20 protein-coding genes are annotated in these 18493 nt (G+C 65.0%); 14 read left to right on the top strand and 6 right to left on the bottom strand.

The genetic code is table 11. The features are described 5' to 3' along the window. Positions 1–9: 9 nt before the first annotated feature. Positions 10–1200 carry a glutamine-hydrolyzing carbamoyl-phosphate synthase small subunit gene (carA, locus tag ACE10W_RS34490; protein WP_304548332.1) on the bottom strand — a complete coding sequence of 397 codons (1191 nt, stop codon included), beginning with the start codon at positions 1198–1200 and terminating at the stop codon, positions 10–12. Positions 1201–1346: 146 nt separating this feature from the next. Between carA and ACE10W_RS34485 the strand changes: the two genes are divergently transcribed. The 7 genes from ACE10W_RS34485 (at position 1347) to ACE10W_RS34455 (ending at position 7150) form a co-directional block, all read left to right on the top strand. Continuing rightward, on the top strand, positions 1347–2075 hold the full coding sequence (locus ACE10W_RS34485; protein WP_304548331.1) for an alpha/beta fold hydrolase: 729 nt from the start codon (positions 1347–1349) through the stop codon (positions 2073–2075). Between the two features lie 33 nt (positions 2076–2108). Beyond that, positions 2109–2564: a GatB/YqeY domain-containing protein gene (locus ACE10W_RS34480; protein WP_028172846.1), complete on the top strand. Its 456-nt coding sequence runs from the start codon at positions 2109–2111 to the stop codon at positions 2562–2564. A 154-nt stretch (positions 2565–2718) separates the two neighbouring features. Continuing rightward, on the top strand, positions 2719–3858 hold the full coding sequence (locus tag ACE10W_RS34475) for an epoxide hydrolase family protein (RefSeq protein ID WP_028172847.1): 1140 nt from the start codon (positions 2719–2721) through the stop codon (positions 3856–3858). 262 nt (positions 3859–4120) lie between these two features. Continuing rightward, the gene (locus ACE10W_RS34470; protein ID WP_028172848.1) at positions 4121–5731 is read left to right on the top strand and encodes an acyl-CoA synthetase; all 1611 of its coding nucleotides are present in this window, start codon (positions 4121–4123) and stop codon (positions 5729–5731) included. Between the two features lie 9 nt (positions 5732–5740). Continuing rightward, positions 5741–6208: a MarR family transcriptional regulator gene (locus ACE10W_RS34465; RefSeq protein ID WP_304548330.1), complete on the top strand. Its 468-nt coding sequence runs from the start codon at positions 5741–5743 to the stop codon at positions 6206–6208. A 142-nt stretch (positions 6209–6350) separates the two neighbouring features. Next, positions 6351–6704, top strand: a complete 354-nt coding sequence (locus ACE10W_RS34460) for a hypothetical protein (RefSeq protein WP_304548329.1) — start codon at positions 6351–6353, stop codon at positions 6702–6704. 2 nt (positions 6705–6706) lie between these two features. After that, positions 6707–7150: a hypothetical protein gene (locus ACE10W_RS34455; RefSeq protein WP_028172851.1), complete on the top strand. Its 444-nt coding sequence runs from the start codon at positions 6707–6709 to the stop codon at positions 7148–7150. Between the two features lie 2 nt (positions 7151–7152). Here the strand turns inward: ACE10W_RS34455 and ACE10W_RS34450 are convergent, their stop codons facing one another. Beyond that, entirely contained in the window at positions 7153–9384 is a 2232-nt protein-coding gene (locus ACE10W_RS34450; protein WP_304548328.1) for an ATP-binding protein, read from the bottom strand. 295 nt (positions 9385–9679) lie between these two features. Here ACE10W_RS34450 and ACE10W_RS34445 point away from each other — a divergent pair, with 295 nt between their 5' ends. After that, a complete protein-coding gene (locus ACE10W_RS34445) occupies positions 9680–10453 on the top strand; it encodes a DUF2189 domain-containing protein (RefSeq protein WP_028172853.1) in 774 nt (257 codons plus the stop codon). A gap of 380 nt (positions 10454–10833) precedes the next feature. Beyond that, positions 10834–11013, top strand: coding sequence for a hypothetical protein (locus ACE10W_RS34440; RefSeq protein WP_028172854.1), 180 nt, complete (start codon positions 10834–10836; stop codon positions 11011–11013). Between the two features lie 18 nt (positions 11014–11031). On the opposite strand, the gene ACE10W_RS34435 is transcribed toward ACE10W_RS34440, so the two are convergent. Genes ACE10W_RS34435 through ACE10W_RS34425 form a run of 3 tightly spaced genes read right to left on the bottom strand, consistent with a single transcriptional unit; the run spans position 11032 to position 12318 of the window. Then, a complete protein-coding gene (locus tag ACE10W_RS34435) occupies positions 11032–11544 on the bottom strand; it encodes an SRPBCC family protein (protein ID WP_011090096.1) in 513 nt (170 codons plus the stop codon). Further along, a complete protein-coding gene (locus ACE10W_RS34430) occupies positions 11541–12011 on the bottom strand; it encodes an SRPBCC family protein (protein ID WP_011090095.1) in 471 nt (156 codons plus the stop codon). Before ACE10W_RS34430 ends, ACE10W_RS34435 begins: the two co-directional genes overlap by 4 nt. After that, on the bottom strand, positions 12004–12318 hold the full coding sequence (locus ACE10W_RS34425) for a helix-turn-helix transcriptional regulator (RefSeq protein WP_011090094.1): 315 nt from the start codon (positions 12316–12318) through the stop codon (positions 12004–12006). Before ACE10W_RS34425 ends, ACE10W_RS34430 begins: the two co-directional genes overlap by 8 nt. A gap of 208 nt (positions 12319–12526) precedes the next feature. Between ACE10W_RS34425 and ACE10W_RS34420 the strand changes: the two genes are divergently transcribed. From ACE10W_RS34420 to ACE10W_RS34405, 4 genes are all read left to right on the top strand, one after another. Further along, complete coding sequence (locus ACE10W_RS34420; protein ID WP_304548327.1) at positions 12527–13972, top strand: LVIVD repeat-containing protein; 1446 nt, start codon at positions 12527–12529, stop codon at positions 13970–13972. A 26-nt stretch (positions 13973–13998) separates the two neighbouring features. Then, positions 13999–14508 carry a hypothetical protein gene (locus tag ACE10W_RS34415; protein ID WP_231166630.1) on the top strand — a complete coding sequence of 170 codons (510 nt, stop codon included), beginning with the start codon at positions 13999–14001 and terminating at the stop codon, positions 14506–14508. A 224-nt stretch (positions 14509–14732) separates the two neighbouring features. After that, positions 14733–15353, top strand: a complete 621-nt coding sequence (locus tag ACE10W_RS34410) for a LysE family translocator (protein WP_171901227.1) — start codon at positions 14733–14735, stop codon at positions 15351–15353. A gap of 82 nt (positions 15354–15435) precedes the next feature. Next, positions 15436–16419 carry a DUF3592 domain-containing protein gene (locus ACE10W_RS34405; protein ID WP_304548326.1) on the top strand — a complete coding sequence of 328 codons (984 nt, stop codon included), beginning with the start codon at positions 15436–15438 and terminating at the stop codon, positions 16417–16419. A 21-nt stretch (positions 16420–16440) separates the two neighbouring features. Here ACE10W_RS34405 and ACE10W_RS34400 read toward each other — a convergent pair whose 3' ends face one another. Continuing rightward, on the bottom strand, positions 16441–17244 hold the full coding sequence (locus tag ACE10W_RS34400; protein ID WP_161536319.1) for an N-formylglutamate amidohydrolase: 804 nt from the start codon (positions 17242–17244) through the stop codon (positions 16441–16443). A 90-nt stretch (positions 17245–17334) separates the two neighbouring features. Between ACE10W_RS34400 and ACE10W_RS34395 the strand changes: the two genes are divergently transcribed. Continuing rightward, positions 17335–18246, top strand: coding sequence for a transglutaminase family protein (locus ACE10W_RS34395; protein ID WP_028172859.1), 912 nt, complete (start codon positions 17335–17337; stop codon positions 18244–18246). Positions 18247–18493: the final 247 nt, after the last annotated feature.

The raw sequence follows: 18493 nt of genomic DNA, 5'->3' as shown, positions 1-18493 counted from the left end.
TCTTGCCGCTTACGCGCTCTTCTTCTGCCGCATCAGATCGGCGAAGCGCTGGAACAGGTAGTGCGAGTCGCGCGGGCCCGGCGAAGCCTCGGGGTGGTACTGCACCGAGAACACCGGCTTGCCGTCGAGCTGGATGCCGCAATTGGAGCCGTCGAACAGCGAGATGTGGGTCTGCGTCGCACCTTTCGGCAGCGTCTTCTCGTCCACGGCGAAGCCGTGGTTCATCGAGGTGATCTCGACCTTGCCGGTGGTCTCGTCCTTCACGGGATGATTGGCGCCGTGGTGGCCCTGATGCATCTTCTTGGTCTTGGCGCCGACAGCGAGGCCGAGCATCTGGTGGCCAAGACAAATCCCGAAGGTCGGCGTGCCCGACTTGATGACGTCCCGGATGACAGGCACGGCATATCTGCCGGTCGCGGCCGGATCGCCCGGGCCGTTCGACAGGAACACGCCGTCCGGCTTCATCGCCAGGATATCTTCGGCTGACGTCGTTGCCGGCACCACCGTCACCTTGCAGCCGACGCCGGCAAGTAGGCGCAAAATGTTGCGCTTGATGCCGTAGTCGATGGCGACGACGTTGAACTCGGTCTTGTCCTGCCGGCCAAAGCCCTTGTCCCAGAGCCACGGCGTCTCGTCCCAGGTGAAGCGCTGGCCGCTTGTGACCATCGGCACGAGGTCCATGCCCTCGAGCCCCGGCCATTCGCGCGCTTCTTCCTTCAGACCATGCAGGTCGAACTCGCCGTTCCTGGCATGCGCGATCACGGCATTGGGCATGCCCTTGCTGCGGATCAGCGCGGTCAGCGCGCGGGTGTCGATGCCGGAGAGGCCGATGATGCCGCGCGCCTTGAGCCAGGCGTCGAGATGCTTGGTGGCGCGGTAGTTCGAGGGATCGGTGATGGCGGTGCGCAGGATCACGCCGCGCGCGCCCGGCGTCGCGGCCATGTTCACCGTCTCGATGTCTTCCTCGTTGGTACCGACATTGCCGATATGCGGGAAGGTGAAGGTGATGAGCTGGCCGGCATAGGAGGGATCGGTGAGGATCTCCTCGTAGCCGGTCATCGCGGTGTTGAAGCAGACTTCACCGACGGCGTGGCCTTCGGCGCCGAGACCGAAGCCTTCGAGCACCGTGCCATCGGCGAGCACGAGGAGCGCGGTCGGTTTATGGTCCGGCCAGGCGGGATCGTTGTCATGTTGTGTCATGAGCGCGTTTCATAGTCTGCCCGCGCGCCTCCGTCAAAGCGGGAGAGGCCCGATTCACATGCGTTTTTGCATATTTGACAGCCCGTCCCGGGTACTTAAGCTTGGCCGCACAATTTCCGGCAAATCCAGGGGCTTTCGAGGCAATAATGGACCAGACCACCCCGCTTCTGCTGGTTCCGGGGCTGGCCTCCTCGGCCCGGATCTATGCCCCGGTGATCCCGGCGCTGTGGCGGTTCGGCCCGGTGATGGTCGCCAACCATATCCGCGATGACAGCATGGCGGCGATCGCCCGCCGCGTGCTGGGCGAGGCCCCGCCGCGCTTTGCGCTCGCCGGCCATTCCATGGGTGGCTACATCGCGCTGGAGATCATGCGCCAGGCGCCCGAGCGGGTTTTGAGGCTCGCGCTGATCAACACCCAGGCCCGGCCCGATACGGCGGAGGCGACCCGGCGCCGCCGCGGCCTGATGGAGCGTGCGAAGCGCGGGGAGTTGCGTGCCGCGCGCGAGGAGATGTTTCCGGAACTGGTGCATCCCTCGCGCCGCGACGATGCCGACCTTCGCCGGCTCGTGCATGAGCAGGGCGACGACGTCGGCGTCGACGGCTATCTGCGGCAGCAGATCGCGATCATTGCGCGGGTCGACTCGCGGCCGACGCTGGCCACGATCAAATGCCCGACGCTGGTGCTGACCGGCGATCAGGACAACACGATTCCCAATGCGTTCTCGAAGGAGATGGCGGACGGCATTGCCGGCGCGAAGCTCGTCGTTCTGGCGAATTGCGGGCATCTGCCGCAGCCGGAACAGCCCGCGGCGACGGTGCAGGCGCTGACCGAATGGCTGCAAAGCCAGGTTGTCTCAGGAGCGCGAACGGCCTAGATCAGGCGTCGGATATTCAAAGGGATCACGACCATGCTGCGCGACGACATCAACAATGCGGTCAAGGAGGCCATGAAGGCCAAGGACGAGCGCAAGCTGTCCACGCTGCGCATGGTCAATTCGACCTTCAAGAACGCCGACATCGAGGCCCGCGGCAGCGGCAAGCCGCCGCTGTCGGACGCCGACCTGCTCGCCGTGCTGCAGAAGATGATCAAGCAGCGCCAGGAATCGGTCGAGCTCTACGACAAGGGCGGCCGCGCCGAGCTTGCCCAGCAGGAGCGCGAGGAGATCGCGGTGATCTCGGCTTACCTGCCGAAGCAGATGTCCGAAGACGAGGTCAAGAAGGCGATCTCGGACGCGATCGCTGAAACCGGTGCAGCCGGCATGAAGGACATGGGCAAGGTGATCGCGGTGTTGCGGGCGAAGTACGCCGGCCAGATGGATTTCGGCAAGGCGAGCGGTTTGGTGAAGGCGGCGCTGTCGGGCTGAGTTGTCATTCCGGGGCGACGCGTCAGCGTCGAGCTATGATGCGCAATTGCGCATCAGAGAATCCATCGGGCCGCCAGTTCTGTTGCGCAATGGATTCCGGGCTCGCGCCAAGGAGCGCGCCCCGGAATGACAAAAGAACAAGGGGAGGCAACCGATGACCGGCGCCATCAAGCCGTTCCGCATCGCCATCAGCGACGACATCCTCGCCGATCTCAAATCGCGCCTCGCCCGCACGCGCTGGCCGGAGGCTGAACTCGTCGACGACTGGAGCCAGGGCGCGCCGCTGAAATGGATCCGGGAGATCTGCACCTATTGGGCTGACGGCTACGACTGGCGCGCCCGCGAAGCCAGGCTCAACCGCATCGATCAATACACGACCGAGATCGACGGGCTCGATATCCACTTCCTGCATGCGCGTTCGAACGAGCCCTCCGCGCTGCCGCTGATCATCACCCATGGCTGGCCCGGCTCGATCGTGGAATTCCAGAAGGTGATCGCGCCGCTGGTCGATCCCGCCGCGCATGGCGGCAATCCCGCGGATGCGTTCCACGTCGTCTGTCCCTCGCTGCCGGGCTTCGGCTTCTCCGCCAAGCCGCAAACCACCGGCTGGGGCGTCGACCGCATCGCCGCGACCTGGGCCAAACTGATGGACCGCCTCGGTTATGCGCGCTACGGCGCGCAAGGCGGCGACTGGGGCTCGGCGGTGACGACCTCGCTCGGCGCGCAGGACGCCGAGCATTGCGCCGGCATCCACATCACGCTCGCCTTCAACGCGGCGCCGAAGGTCGAGGGCGAGCCGACGGTGGAGGAGAAGCGCGCGCTCGCCGGCCTCAAGCATTACGTCGATCTCGACTCCGGTTATTCCAAGCAGCAGTCGACGCGGCCGCAGACGCTCGGCTACGGCTTGACGGATTCGCCGAGCGGGCAGGCGGCCTGGATTCTGGAAAAGTTCTGGGCCTGGACCGATTGCGGCGGCCATCCCGAGAACATCTTCTCCAGGGACGAGCTGCTCGACAACGTCATGCTCTATTGGGCGACGGAGACGGCGACCTCGTCCGCACGGCTCTATTGGGAAAGCTTTGGCAAGCGCCGCACAACGCCCAGGGTCGGCGTGCCGACCGGTGTCGCCGTCTTCCCGAAGGAGATCATCACGCCGGTACGGCGCTGGATGGAGCCCAACTTTTCCAACATCACGCATTGGAGCGAGATGGAGAAGGGTGGCCATTTCGCCGCCTTCGAGCAGCCGGAGCTGTTCGTGCGCGATGTCAGGAAGTTCTTCGCGACAGTGCGATAATTCTCTCGCGGTCATTCCGGCGCGCGCAAAGCGCGAACTATGGTGCGCAATTGCACACCTGAGAATCCCGAGATTCCGGGGTCGGTCCTGCGGACCGCCCCGGAACGACGTCGAATGCAGATCATGCCCGGGCTTGTCCCGGGCATCCACGAGCTTAGACTAGGCTCAAGAAGCAAGGGCGTGGATGGCCGGGACTTTGATCGCGAAGACGCGCTTCGCGCTTTCGCCCGGCCATGACGCCAAGACCGTGGAAACGCGAGCCATGCTCACCGAAGCCAAGACCTACGACGAGCTCTATCGCAACTTCCGCTGGGATATCCCGGCGCGCTTCAACATGGCGGAGGCGTGCTGCGACCGCCATGCCGACGGTACCGGCCGTCTCGCGCTGATCTATGTCGACGAGAACGGCGCCACCACGCGCACCTCCTTCGACGAGGTCGCGGAGATGTCGCGCCGCTTCGCCAACGTGCTGAAGGCGGATGGCCTTGCGCGCGGTGACCGCGTCGCGGTGTTCCTGTCGCAGTCGCTGGAGCTGCCTATCGCGCATATGGCGGCGTTCCGCTCCGGGCTGATCTCGATCCCTCTGTTCGCGCTGTTCGGCGAGGACGCGCTGGAATTTCGCCTGTCGAATTCGCAAGCAAGAGCCATCATCACCGATGAGGCGGGCTGGGAGAAGCTCACAAGGGTCCGCGATCGGCTGCCCTATTTGCAGGACATCTATGTCACGAGCGGCGCCGTCCACGCCGGCGCAAAACCGTTCTGGCCGGCGATCGAAACCGCGTCCGAGGATTTTGCGACCGTCGACACCTCGGCCGACGATCCTGCGCTGATCATCTACACCTCGGGCACAACGGGCAATCCGAAGGGAGCGCTGCATGCGCATCGCGTCGTGCTCGGCCATCTGCCGAACGTCGAGATGTGCCACAACTTCCTGCCGCGCCCCGGCGATCTGATGTGGACGCCGGCGGACTGGGCCTGGATCGGCGGCCTCGTCAACGGCCTGCTCGCGTTCTGGTATCACGGCATTCCCCTGGTCGGTCACCGCGCCCGAAAATTCGAGCCGCAGGCGGCGATGCAGATGATGGCCGATCTTTCCGTCCGCAACGTCTTCCTGCCGCCGACGGCGCTGAAGCTGATGCGGCAGGCCGGCGTGAAGCATCCCGGCGTCAAGCTGCGCAGCATTTTCACCGGCGGCGAATCGCTCGGCGGCGAACTCTTGGGCTGGGTGCGCGAGACCTTCGGCATCGACGCGCACGAAGTATTCGGCCAGACCGAGTGCAATCTCGTGATCGGCAGCAACTCCAACCTGTTTCCGATCCGGCCCGGCGCGATGGGCAAGGCGACGCCGGGCTTCGACGTCCGCATCGTCAACGACAAGGGCGAGGAGCTGCCGCGCGGGCAGCGCGGCATCATCGGCGTGCGCCAGCCGTGCCCCGTCACGATGCTCGAATACTGGCGCAATCCGGAGGCGACCGCGAAGAAATATGCCGGCGACTTTCTGCTCACCGGCGATCTCGGCGTGCAGGACGAGGACGGCTATTTCTGGTATGTCAGCCGCGAGGACGACGTCATCACCACCGCCGGCTATCGCGTCGGCCCATCCGAGATCGAGCACACGCTGATGAAGCATCCGTCGGTGGCGATGGCCGCGGTGGTCGGCATTCCCGACCCGATCCGCACGGAGTCGATCAAGGCCTGGATCGTGCTGCGTCCGGGCTTTACCGGCAGCGACGCGCTCGCGCGCGAGATCCAGGAGTTCGTGAAGGTGCAGCTCGCCGCGCACGAATATCCGCGCTTCGTGGAGTTCGCCGAGACGCTGCCGATGACGGCGACCGGCAAGGTGCTGCGGCGCGAACTGCGGGCGAAGGGTTAGCTTCTTACAATGCCAAAGACGTCTCAAGCCGCGGGGCTTCACCGCGCCTCACTTGCGAAGCTGCACGATCTCGATGCTGCGCTGGAGCTCATGTATTACGGCTGGCGCGGGATGACGCTGGAGGCCGACAAGTATCTTGCAAAGCAGGGCCTGTCGCGCCCGCACCATCGTATCCTCTACGTGGTGGCCCGCCGGCCCGACATCGCGATCGGCGCGCTGATCGAGATCCTCGGCATTTCCAAGCAGGCGTTGAACCGGCCGCTCAACCTGCTGCTGGAGCGCAAGCTCCTGACGTCGAAGCGCTCGCCCGAGCAGCATCGCTCCAAGCTGCTGCGCCTGACGGACGCCGGGAAACGTATCGAGCAAAGGGCATCGGACCACGAGCGCAAGGCCCTGCGCGCGGCGTTCGATCGCGTCGGGGCGTCCGGCGCGGCGTCATGGATGGCCGTCATGGGGGCGATCGCCGACAACCACTGACGAATTCTCAAGTCAACATAGTTGACATGAGGCGTGGACTTTGCCACTTTCCCGGCAACGAGCCAGGGGAGGGCCGCGTCATGAGCGGACGGAAGCCATGAGCGCTCAAGAGACGAGCGCTCAAGACACGAGTGCACAGAAAATGAATCGCGCCGCCGCCGAACACTTTGTCGCGGCATGGTGCGCGAACTGGTGCAGGGTCGATATCGACGCGGTCGTCGCGCATTTTGCCGACAATGCGCAGATGCGCAGTCCTCTGGCGCTGACGCTGACCGGCTCTCCTGTCGTCACAGGCGCCGAAAACATCCGCGTCTACTGGCGGAAGGCCTACGGCCACATCGAAAGCGCCGACCTGAAGATCCTGACCTGGAGCTGGGATGACACGATCTCGCGGCTGACGGTGTGGTGGCAGCTCGGCGACACGCGCGCCAGCGAGTTCATGGATTTCGACGCTGCCGGCCGCGTGGTGCGCAGCGAAGCCTTTTACGGAAAATAGACATGCGCCTTTCGGATTTCGTTCTGCTTCTCAATGCGCTCTGGTTCGGCGGCGCATTCATCCAGTTCAGCATTGCACAGCGCAACACGTTGAAGATCTTGCTGCCGCGGGAAGAGCGGAGCAATCCAATCGCGCCGACCCTCGCGGCCAGCGTGGCGTTCCTGGGCGGGATGAATTTGCCGATCGGGCTTTTGTCGTTCTTTCTTCTGGTCGCGCGCCCGCCGTTCTTCCAGCCCGTCGAGGCGCAGCTTGTGCTGTTCCTGTTCTTCGCCGCCTGCCACTTCAGCCAGTTCGCCTATAACCTGCCGATCCTGATGCGTGGCGGACGTGTCGGCGTGGCTTACTGGCCGGTGCTCAAAGGCCCGATGCTCAGGATATTTGTCATCGACGCGGCCCTGTTCGCGGCCAATCTTGGCGTGGCGCTTCTGCTCACGTGGTCGTCCTGACGTCATCGCGGCGGCGCCGACAGGGCGGACCGCAGCATCGCGGCGAGGTCGTGCCGCCGGAACGGTTTTGTCAGAATGCGGGCGTCGCCGAGCCCGTCGGGCGTCTTGACGGGATTTTGGGTGTAGCCGGAGGTGAAGAGCACCTTGAGCTCGGGCCGCAAGCCGGTGGCCTGCCTGGCAAGCTCCGGCCCGAACATGCCGCCGGGCATCACGACGTCGGTGAACAGCAGGTGGATGTCCCCCGGCTGGCGCAACAGGTCGAGCGCCGCGGGGCCGTTCGGCGCCGCGATGACGCGGTAGCCGAGCGTCTTCAGCTCGTTCACGACATAGGCTCGAACCATGTCGTCGTCCTCGACCACGAGAATGGTCTCGCTTCCATCGGGTGCGACGGTCCGATCCCGGGGTGATGGGTCCTCGGTCGGCTGCGTTGCGAGGCGGGGAAAGAACAGCCTGACGACACTGCCGTGTCCCGGTTCGGACTGCATCTGCACCAGGCCGCCGGATTGTCGCACAAACCCGTAGACCATGCTGAGGCCAAGCCCGGTCCCCTTGCCGACCTCCTTGGTGGTGAAGAACGGCTCGAACGCGCGGCTCGCCACCTCGGCGGTCATGCCGCTGCCCGTGTCCGTCACCGCGACCATGACGTAGTCGCCGGGCCGCGGCTCGCCGTTGACGTCGACGTCAGTTTCTCCGAGCGAAACGTTGCGCACCTCGACCGTCAGCTTGCCGCCGTCAGGCAAGGCGTCGCGCGCGTTGAGCACGAGGTTGAGCAGCGCAGTTGTCAGCTGGCCGGGATCGACGCTGGTCAACCACACATTCGCCCCGAGCGCGAAAGCGCACTCGATGTGCCCGCCCAGGGTCCGACGCAGCAACGGCTCCATGTCGCGAATCCTGCCGGCGATGTCGATCTCCCTCGGCCTCAAGGGCTGCTTGCGTGCGAAGGCGAGCAGGCTCCGCGTCAGGTCTGAGCCGCGCTCCGCGGCGGTCGCGATATCGCCGGCGATCCGGTGCAATTCCTTGTTTCCCGCCAGGCTGTCGGCAAGATGCTCCGCATTGCCGAGAATGACGGTCAGCAGATTGTTGAAATCGTGCGCCACGCCGCCGGTGAGCTGGCCCATGGCCTCCATCTTCTGGGACTGGCTGAGTTTCTGGTTGAGCTCCGCGATGGCGGCGCGTTGCTGCTGGAGCGACTCGGCGGTGTCGTTGAGCAGGCTCATCAGTCCGCCGAGTTCGCCGCGCGGATGGGGCGGCAGAATTCGCGCGCCGAGGTCACCGCGCCCGAGCCTCTTGGCCATCGCGGCGAGCCGCCCGACCTGGCGGCCGACGCTCACCGTCGCGAGGATCCAGACCGCCGCCAGCAGCAGCAGCGAGGCCACCGCCAGGATCGCCATGTCCTCGTAGAGTCGTCGGTTCGCTGCCGCGACCAGCCCGTCCTTGGACCGTCCGACCAGGATGTAGAGACCGGCATCCCGGGTCGACGGCGAGCGGGCGGCGACACTCCAGACATGGGTGCGGCCCTCGCGATCGGTCACTTCCTGAAACGCCTTCCGGTCGGGCGTTGCCGCGAAGCGGAACAGTTCGGATCCCGCGATCGACCCGCCGACGGGCTCGGTCCAGCCTCCGCCGGAGGGAGCGACCAGAACCGTGCCCTTGGCATCGACGAGCAGGATATCCTTCTCGGCGAGCAGCCGCTTGTGGTGAAACTCCGCGAATTTGCGCAGGTTGAACGAAGCGAGCAGGATCAGCTTCAGCGCGCCGGCTTCCGATCGCACAGGATATGCGATCTGGAGCACTGACAGTCCGGTCAGCCGGCCGAAGACCGGCTCGAGCACGACACCGCGCGAGACTAGGGCCTGCTTGAAATAGGCGCGATCCCTCAGGTCGAGCGTGCGGTTGGTCCGCAGCGAGTCGCAGAACAGGCTGCCGTCGGGATCGATGGTCAATATCCCGGTGAACTGCGGGTATTCCTCGCGCACTTCCGATAGAAACGCCGAGCACGCCGCCTTGTCGCGCGTGTCGAGGTCGCGGGCACGGGCGAGACCATAGTGAAGCTGCGCGGTGCCCTGGATCTTCTCGTCCAGATCGCTTGCAATCTCGTCGGCCGCCGCCGCCAGATTGGTCAGGGCGGCGTTGATGTCGCTGCTTCGATTCTGCATGAAACGCAGCCCGACGAGGCTCGCCGGCACCAGCATGGCCGCGATGACGAGTATCAGTAGCCGGGTACGCAAGCTCATCGGTCGGGTGGTCCGCTCTGGTCATCGCGTGTGCTGGTTCGAAGGTGCAATTTGCGGCACCACCGTCCGTTCCGTCCATAGGCATCGTGCCCAAAAGCCCTCGAGGGGGGAAAGATTCTGAGGTTGCGCGCAGCACGGGTGAGCGCCCGACAGGGGGCGTCGACGCAGCGCCGCCGGGCTCCCAGGATACCGTCATCCGGAACCAAACTGCGCGTGCGCGCGGCGCCCGACGGCGCTAATATCACGGACGATCCGCGTGCGACGAAGATCGCACCGGCAAATGAGGAGGGAGCTGATGTCCATCTCGGGCAAGGTCGATCCGGTGGTGCGTCCCGTTATGGCGACCGACATTGCCGAGGCGCTGGTCGAGGGTCTTCGCGATTTCCAGGCGCTGCCGCTCTACGGGCTTTGCTTCGGCGCACTCTATGCCGCCGGCGGCATCGCCATCATGCTCTGCCTCACCGCTTTCGGCATGGTCTACCTGGTCTATCCCCTGGCCGCCGGTTTCGCGCTGATCGGCCCGTTCGTCGCGATCGGTCTCTACGAGGTCAGCCGCCGCCGCGAGCGCGGCGAGCCCGTCTCCTTCGGCGCGATCTGGTCGGCGATACGCTCGCGCAGCGAGATCGGCTGGATGGCGTTCGTCACGCTGTTCATGTTCGTGATCTGGATGTACCAGGTGAGGCTCCTGATCGCGCTGCTGCTCGGCCTGCACGCCTCGTTCTCGAGCCTTCAGGAGTTCATGACGGTGGTGCTGACGACCAATGAGGGTCTGCTGTTCCTCGCCATCGGCAACGCGGTCGGCGCCGTGTTGTCGCTGATCCTGTTCTCGCTCACCGTGGTGTCGTTTCCGTTGCTGCTCGACCGCGAGGTCGATTTTGTCACGGCCATGGTGACGAGCGTGCGCGCGGTCGTGACCAGCCCGTTGCCGATGATCGGTTGGGCGGCCGTGATCGTGATGCTGCTGATCGTCTCCGCGCTGCCTTACTTCCTCGGGCTGATCGTGACGCTGCCGGTGCTCGGCCATGCGACGTGGCATCTCTATCGGCGTCTGGTGGCGCCGGTGCCGTGAGAGGCAAGCCCGACGCACGACCAAGCAGTCGAAAACGAGGCTTCGGCGGCCTTATTCGATCGAGAACGGCATTTGGCGCGTCAAAGGCGCGGCGCGGGCGAGAAAACGATAGCTAATTGCAGGGATTGCGCGCACGGTGCGCCAACGTCTGCAAGTCCGGTCGTCCTTTCGCACACGCGGCGCCGTGACCATGCGCGCGCGACACGAAACGGCTCATTCCTCGCACCGGCGGAGCTGGCTCATCACGCCATCGTAACGGCGATGGTTGCGCATATTGCCCGTTCCCGCGGGTGAGCCGGACGCGGCGGGCGCGTGCCGGATATGCCTGAAAGATTCCACCGCGGTTCGATACGAGATCGAACGCCAACCGAAAGCACCTGATGCAAACTCTCTCCCCACGACACGTCAAGACAGACGAAGCACTCCGGCTCGGCGTGGAGTCGGGCTGGTACGCGATCAAGGTCAGTGGGACCTTTGTCTCGGGCCCGCACGATTCGGAAGGGGATTGCCGTCGCAAGATCGACGAGATTCAACCGCCGCCGGCGAAGAAGAAGCGATGAGGGCGCAGATTCCGGCCGCTACGGCGTCTTGATCCCCATCGCCTTCAGGGCATCCAGCATCCGCTGCGGCGGGCCCATCTTCACCACCAGCGGCTTGCCGGTCTCGAGCATGCTCTTGAGGCTGGAGAGGATCGCCGGCCAGCCCTGCCGTCCGCCGGAGAGGATGTCGTCGCTGAGCGGCCGGTCATGGCCTTCGCTCATGGTGAGACGGACCGCGTCGCCGACCTCTTCGATCTCGTAGGTGACGAGGGTCGGGCCGAGCTTCTCGATCAGATCCGGCCAGTTGACGTTGAAGGTGACCGAGAGCTTTCGCGGCGGATCGTAAGCGAGGACCTCGCCGCTGATGTGCAGGGCGCCGTCGGGCGTGCGCACGACGAACGCGCCGCCGAGCCGCGGCTCGACCTCCACGGCATTACCGAAGAAATACTGCCGGCTGAACTCGGCCGAGGTCAGCGCCTCCCACACCTTCTCCGGTGTGGAGGCGATGTAGATGGTATAGACGGTGAGCGGCTTGAATTGATCGAGGTTCATTTTGCGTCGAATCCCTTGTTGAGGGCTGCGCGGGGAATGGCGAGCACCTTGCCTCGCTCCAACAGGCTCTTGAGGCCTGACAGGATCGCCGGCCAGCCATTGGAGACGGCGCCGAGATATTTGCCGCCCTCAACGAAGCCGTCATGCAGCACGGTCAAACGCACGAGCGAGCCGAACGGTTCGATGGTGAAGACGACGCGCGAGATCGGCTCGCCGCGGAGCTCTTCGTATTTCTGGTGCTTGAAGCTGTAGGACAGGCGCCGCGGCGGATCGGCCTCGAGGATCTCGCCGGAATCGGTGATTTCGCCGTCCAGCAGAAGCGCGAAGGGCGAGCCGACCTTCCAGTCGGAACGGATCTCGGCGCCGAACCAGTATTGCCTGGTGAACTCGCTCGACGTCAGCGCCTCCCACAGCTTTTCCGGCGAGGTCTCGATATAGCTCACATAGACGAATTGCGGCTTACTCATCGCGCTTCTCCAACTGGCGTTTCAACTCGCCGAGCGCGGCGAGCTTGCCGCGTTCGAACTTCCTGATCCAGCGTTCGCCGATCTGATGGATCGGCACCGGATTGAGGTAATGCAGCTTCTCGCGGCCATGCCTGATGGCCGTGACCAGGTTGGCCTCTTCCAGAATCACCAGATGCTTGGTCACGGCCTGCCGCGTCATCGCGAGGCCTTCGCAGAGTTCGTTCAGCGTCTGGCCGTTCCTGGCGTGAAGCCTGTCGAGCAGCGATCGTCGTGACGCGTCGGCGAGCGCTTTGAAGACCTCATCCATGGCGGTGACAATAGGCAACCAAATGGTTGCATGTCAAGCGGCACGTCATTCCGGGGGACGCATCAGCGTCGAACCCGGAATCTCGAGATTCCGGGTTCGCACTTCGTGCGCCCCGGAATGACTGGCCGCGAGATCGTGTTCTGGGCGCCTGCAGTCGGCTGTGCTAGCCTTTCAGCTCAGCCAACGCAGATTGGTTCCGGGAGGATTCATGTTCCGTTGCGTCCTGACTGCCGCGGGCCTCGTCTTCTTCGCTTGCGGCACACCGGCCTACGCGCAGAAGCAGACGATCGGCGCGCCGCCGGAAGCTTCCAACATGAAGCTGGTCGGGACCAACGACCTCCAGGCGCGCAGCGCCTATCAGCCGACCATCCATCATCAGGGCGAGCGCTGGATCGCCTATATCGGCCATCACGGCGGCACCGACGACGTGCCCGCTCCCGTCAATCCGATGACGGGACAGGCGGAGCCGAACGGAACCTCGATCGTCGACGTCACCGATCCCGCGCATCCCAAATATCTGCGTCACCTGCCGGGGCAGGAAGGCAAATATGAATCCGGCGGCGCGCAGATGGTGCGGGTCTGCGACGGCAAGTCGTTGCCGAAGGGCGATCCGAATGCGGTGTACATGCTGCGCACCTTCGGCAGCGAGGCGCATGAGATCTGGAACGTCGCCGATCCCGCCAGCCCTGTGCTGATCGCGCGCATTGGCGGCTTGAAGGACACGCACAAGAGCTGGTGGGAATGCGACACCGGTATCGCCTTTCTCGTCTCGGGCGCGCCGGACTGGCGCACGCGGCGCATGACGCAGGTCTATGACCTCTCCGATCCCGCGCATCCGCAGAAGATCCGCGACTTCGGCCTGCCCGGTCAGGAGCCCGGCGCCACCGGCGCGGTGCCGACCGAACTGCACGGGCCGATCTCGACCGGGCCCCAAGGCAATCGCGTCTTTTTCGGGTACGGCACCAACAAGGGCGGCATCCTTCAGATCGTCGATCGTGACAAGCTCCTGAACGGGCCGAAGGAGCCGACGCCGGACAATCTGCGCTATCCCGAGATTGCGCGGATGCCGATGTCCGCCTTCAACGGCGCGCACACGACGTTCCCGATGCTCGACATGCCCGTTGCGGAATTTTCCGAGGACAAGGACGGCAGGACTCGCGACATCGTGATGATCGTTGACGAGGCGATCCTCAACGAATGCGGCGAGGCGCGGCAGATGGTGTGGTTCGCCGACGTCACCACCGAGACGCGGCCGATGATGATCTCGAGCTATACCGTGCCGGAGGCGAGCGGACAGTTCTGCCAGCGCGGCGGCCGCTTCGGCTCGCACTCCTCGAACGAGAGCATGGCGCCGGTCTACTACAAGAAGCTGGCTTTCATCGCCTTCTTCAATGCCGGCGTGCGCGCGCTCGACATCCGCGACCCCTATCACCCGAAGGAGGTCGGCTATTTCATTCCGTCGATCACGAGCGCGACCGACAGGCGCTGCATCCCGATCGAAGGCGGCGAACGCTGCAAGGTCGCGATCCAGACCAACAATGTGGAGACGGATGATCGCGGCTACATCTACATCGTCGACCGCGCCAACACCGGCCTGCATATCCTCGAGCTGACCGGTCCCGCGCGTGCCGTCGCCGGCCCGCCGAAGAGCTGACGATGCGGCGCGGGGCGAGGATGCTGATGGCCTTGATCGCCCTCGGCGCGCTGCCCGGTCTGCGTGTCCATGCGACGGACCGCGCCGGGCATTGGCAGGAGATGAGCTGGCCGTTTCCCCGCGACGGCTGGCCCGCCGGCCGCGCGTTCCGTTGTACGGCGGGCGGCTGCGATGGCGTCGAGCTCTACGTCCGCGCCAAGCGCGGCTTCTGCAATTGCGACACCGGCGTTGCCGATGACGACGAGGTCGATCGTGTCACCGATATCGACCTGATCAGTCCACGCTTCACGCCGGTCGCGCCGGGCGAGGCCGTGAGCGTCGCCGCCATGCAGGGCCGCATCAGGCACTACGATCTCGACATGCCCGACGGCGCGCGCCATGCCGCCGCCGGCCTCGCGCTGTCGCGCCGCTGCGATCTGCTCGTCGCGGTGGCGCAAGGCGCGGGCGAGGCGAATGCCGCGCAGCGCGCCGCGCTCGTGCTTCTGGAAACGGAGGAGATGAAGCAATGGATGGCTGCTGCATTGGATGGGCGGTGAGGGGGCGCGACCCGCGCCACGTTCTCCGCTGTCATCACCCGCGAAAGCGGGTGATCCAGTATTCCGAGGCGCTCGTGGGATACCGAGAAGCCGCGGCGTACTGGATACCCCGCCTCCGCGGGGTATGACACCGGTGGTTGGGCGGGCACGCTGCGCTCATCTGTCTTCCGTTCCCGTCCTTCCCGTGCATTAATGCCTTCAACCGCTCTCAGCCGAGTCCCTCCATGATGTCCATGCAAGCCTATCTCGCCTTCGTCGCCGCCTGCATTGCGCTGGCGCTGCTGCCGGGTCCGATCGTCACCCTCGTCATCGCCAACGGCCTGCGTCACGGCACGCGTGCGGCGCTGACCAATGTCCTTGGCGCGCAGGCCGGGCTCGCCATCGTCATCGGCATCGTTGCGATCGGCCTGACGTCGCTGATGGCGACCATGGGCTACTGGTTCGACTGGGTGCGCTTTGCCGGCGCCGCCTATCTGGTCTGGCTCGGCATCAAGCTGATCTGGGCGCCGGTCGAGGGCGTCAATGTCGACCAGCCGCCTCCGCCGCCGCGCGGCGGGTTCTTCCTGCAAGGTTTCCTGGTGTTGCTATCGAACCCGAAGGTGCTGGTGTTCTTCGGTGCCTTCATCCCGCAGTTCATGGACATGAACCGCGACCACTTTCCGCAAGTCGCACTGCTCGGCGCAACTTTCATGGTCACCGCGGCGATGACGGACGCGCTCTACGCGATTGCAGCCGGCCGCGCGCGAAAATTCTTCTCGGCCCGCCGCACGCGGATGATGTCGCGCATCTCCGGCGGCTTCATGATCGGCGGCGGCATCTGGCTGGCGCTGACCAGGGCGAAATAACCTTCCAGAGGCCGGTTTGGTTTGAACCCTTCGCGGCGGCAATGCGTCCAATCGGGCATTGCCGCTGACGAAGGATTTTGCCGTGCCTGCTCTGCCCCCGCTCGTTTACGCGATGCTGCTTGCGCCGCTCGCGCTGATCCTGATTGCCGCCGTCGTGAAGACCTGGCAGGCGCGCGAGGCGCGGAGCTGGCCGCAGGCGCCCGGCAAGGTGGTTACATCAGCTGCCGAGGTGCGCGAGGTCAGGGTGTCCGACGACGAGCGCGAAGACGGCTATCGGATGGAGAACCGCAACTTCGCCAACGTGACCTACGAGTATTCGGTCGGCGGCCGCAAGCTGCGCAACAACCGCATCTCGATCGGCGAAGACCTCGGCAATTTCCAGGTCGCCGAGAAACTCGCGAAATATCCCGCCGGCAGCATCGTCACCGTCTACTACAATCCGCGCCATCCCGATCAGGCCGTGCTGGAGCGCGATCTGCCCAAAGGCCTATGGGGCTGTCTCGGCATCGGTACCGTGGTCGTGCTCGCCATCGTGTTCGGCTCGGCCTTCGGTCTCAACCAGAGTTACCAATATCTCGCCCATCACGTCGCACGGCCCGATCTCGCGGGCCTGGTCGTCGCCTTCGGTGCGTTCGGCCTCGTCATCGCGCTGATGGCGTGGGCCGTGCAGCGGCAGGCCTCGATGGCGACGCGGTGGCCGACCGTGCCGGGCACGATCAAGCTGTCGGGAATCGAGGAATATCACGAGGCGAGCGAGCCGGGCGAGCGCCGCGGCACCGAGATGTTCGGCAAGCGCGTGACCTACACCTACCTCTATCAGAACGTCAGCTACACCAATGAATGCGCGCGCGTCGCGGCAGGAACGCCGTCGGCGTCTGACGAGATGCTGCGAAAGCTGATGTCACGCTATCAGGACGGCGCGACCGTCGAGGTCCGCGTCAATCCCGACAATCCGGCCGAGGCCACGCTCGACGCCCGCGGCGACGGCCGCATCGCCTACGTGCTGTGGGGCATCGCCGCGATCTTTGCCGCGCTCGCGGTGTTCGTGGCAACGCGTGGCGGTTGACCGCAGCGCCGGCCTGGCTGGCTATGCCACCCTCTCCGCGCGCAACCCCAGCTCGATCTCCGCAAAGATCCGCGCCAGCCGCTCGGCCCATTGCTGCTGGCCGGACTGGTCCGCGATCAGATCCTGGCGGATCTCGATGCCGGTGTTGACGAGGCCGCGGGCTTCGCCATGCACGGGGATGGTGTAGTCGGTGAGGTCGTTGACCGCATAGGGCTCGTTGTCGCCGACGACGAGATCGCTCTCGGCGCGTAGATGTTTGATCAGGAGCTGCGGCAGCACCGTGTCGCGGTTGTAGAGCGCGCCGATATGCCAGGGCCGCTCAACACCGGCATAGACCGATGTGAAGCTGTGCAGCGACACCAGCACCGTCGGCCGCTTGTCGTGCAGGCGGCGGCCGATCGTGGCATCGATGCGATGATGATAGGGCTCGAAAATCTCGCGCCGCCTTGCCGCGCGCTCGCCCGCGGAGATGCCCTCATTGCGCGGGATTGCCGTTGCCTCCGACATCACGGGAATCGAGCTCACGGCGCCCGGCGGGCGGTTGCAGTCGATCACGAGCCGCGAATAGCGCTGCGCGATCAGATGCGCATCCAGCATTTCTGCCAGCCGCTCGGCGACGCCGGCAATGCCGATGTCCCAGGCGATGTGCCGCGTCAGCTCGTTCTCGGCGACGCCGAGATCGCCGAGCGCGCGCGGCAGCACCCGCCCGTAGTGATCCGCGGTGAGCAGAAAGGGCGATGCCCCCGCCGCATTCACCTCATGCACTGGCGGAATGTCACCCTCGCCGAGCAGTTGATCGGTCGCGTCGGCTGTGTCTAAAGCCATCCTGATTGCCTATGGAAAATGCAGTCACCCCAAGAATCGGGCAGAATCGCTATAGATTGATCCGCCCAAAGTCACCATGATCGCCTCACGATGCCGCTGCTCACGATTCATCACAAGACCGAATATCGCTATAACCGCCCCGTGGCGTTCGGCGAACACCGGATCATGCTCCGTCCGCGCGACGGGCACGATCTGCGCGTGCTCGACTCCAGGCTCGAAATCTCGCCCGAGCCGATGTCGCTGCACTGGATCCACGACGTGTTCGGCAATTCGGTCGCGATCGCCAATTTCGACGAGCGCGCGGACGCGCTGATCTTCGACTGGCATGTCACCGTCGAGCACAATCCGGTGGAGGAGTTCGCGCTGACGCCGGACGATCCGGCCTATTTCTATCCCTTCGTCTACGACGACGAGGAATTCCCCGATCTCGTCCAGTACATCACGCCGCAATACACCGATCCCGACGGCGAGATCGCGGAGTGGGCGCGCGGCTTCCTCGACGAGGACGCGCCGACGCCGACCTTCAAGATCTTGAGCGGCATGACGCACGGCATCCGCAAGCAGTTCAAATACCGCAAGCGCCACGAGTTGGGCACGCAGCATCCGCTCGACACTTTGCAGTCGGGCACAGGAACTTGTCGGGACTATGCGCTGTTCATGATTGAGGCGCTGCGCCAGCTCGGCATCGCCGCGCGATTCGTCTCCGGCTACATCTTCGTGCCGGAGGATATCGAGCAGCGGCACGTCGGCGGCGGTTCGACGCACGCCTGGGTGCAGGTCTATTTGCCGAGCGCGGGCTGGATCGAGTTCGATCCGACCAACGGCATCGTCGGCACCCGCGACCTGATCCGGGTCGCGGTCGCCCGCGATCCGCGCCAGGCGATCCCGCTGCACGGCGTCTATATCGGCTCCGGGGATGCCTTCGAAGCCATGGACGTGAACATCAAGGTGGTTTCGGACGACCAGGACAACGACCAGGAGCTGGAGGCAGAAGTCTTATAGGTGGACATCGGGGTCGGCTTCGAGATCGCCTACGCGGCAAGGCGGGCACAACGCCTCTCCAACGTCGTCCTGGCGAAAGCCAGGACCCATACCGCGGAATCTATCGATTGCGAACGGTAGTCGTACCGAACGACGAGTCTTCGCCAAACGGCTCCCCGGGGTAATGGGTCCTGGCCCCCGTGCGCAATTGCGCACTAGGCCAGGACGACATCGAATGTGCAACGCTGTCGTTCCGCAAAATTCACAG

This window comes from Bradyrhizobium sp. B025 (genome assembly GCF_042257955.1).
In the GTDB taxonomy this organism is placed as follows: Bacteria; Pseudomonadota; Alphaproteobacteria; order Rhizobiales; family Xanthobacteraceae; genus Bradyrhizobium; species Bradyrhizobium diazoefficiens.
Note: the sequence above shows the minus strand (reverse complement) of the source record. Positions and strands in the feature narration are given on the sequence as shown.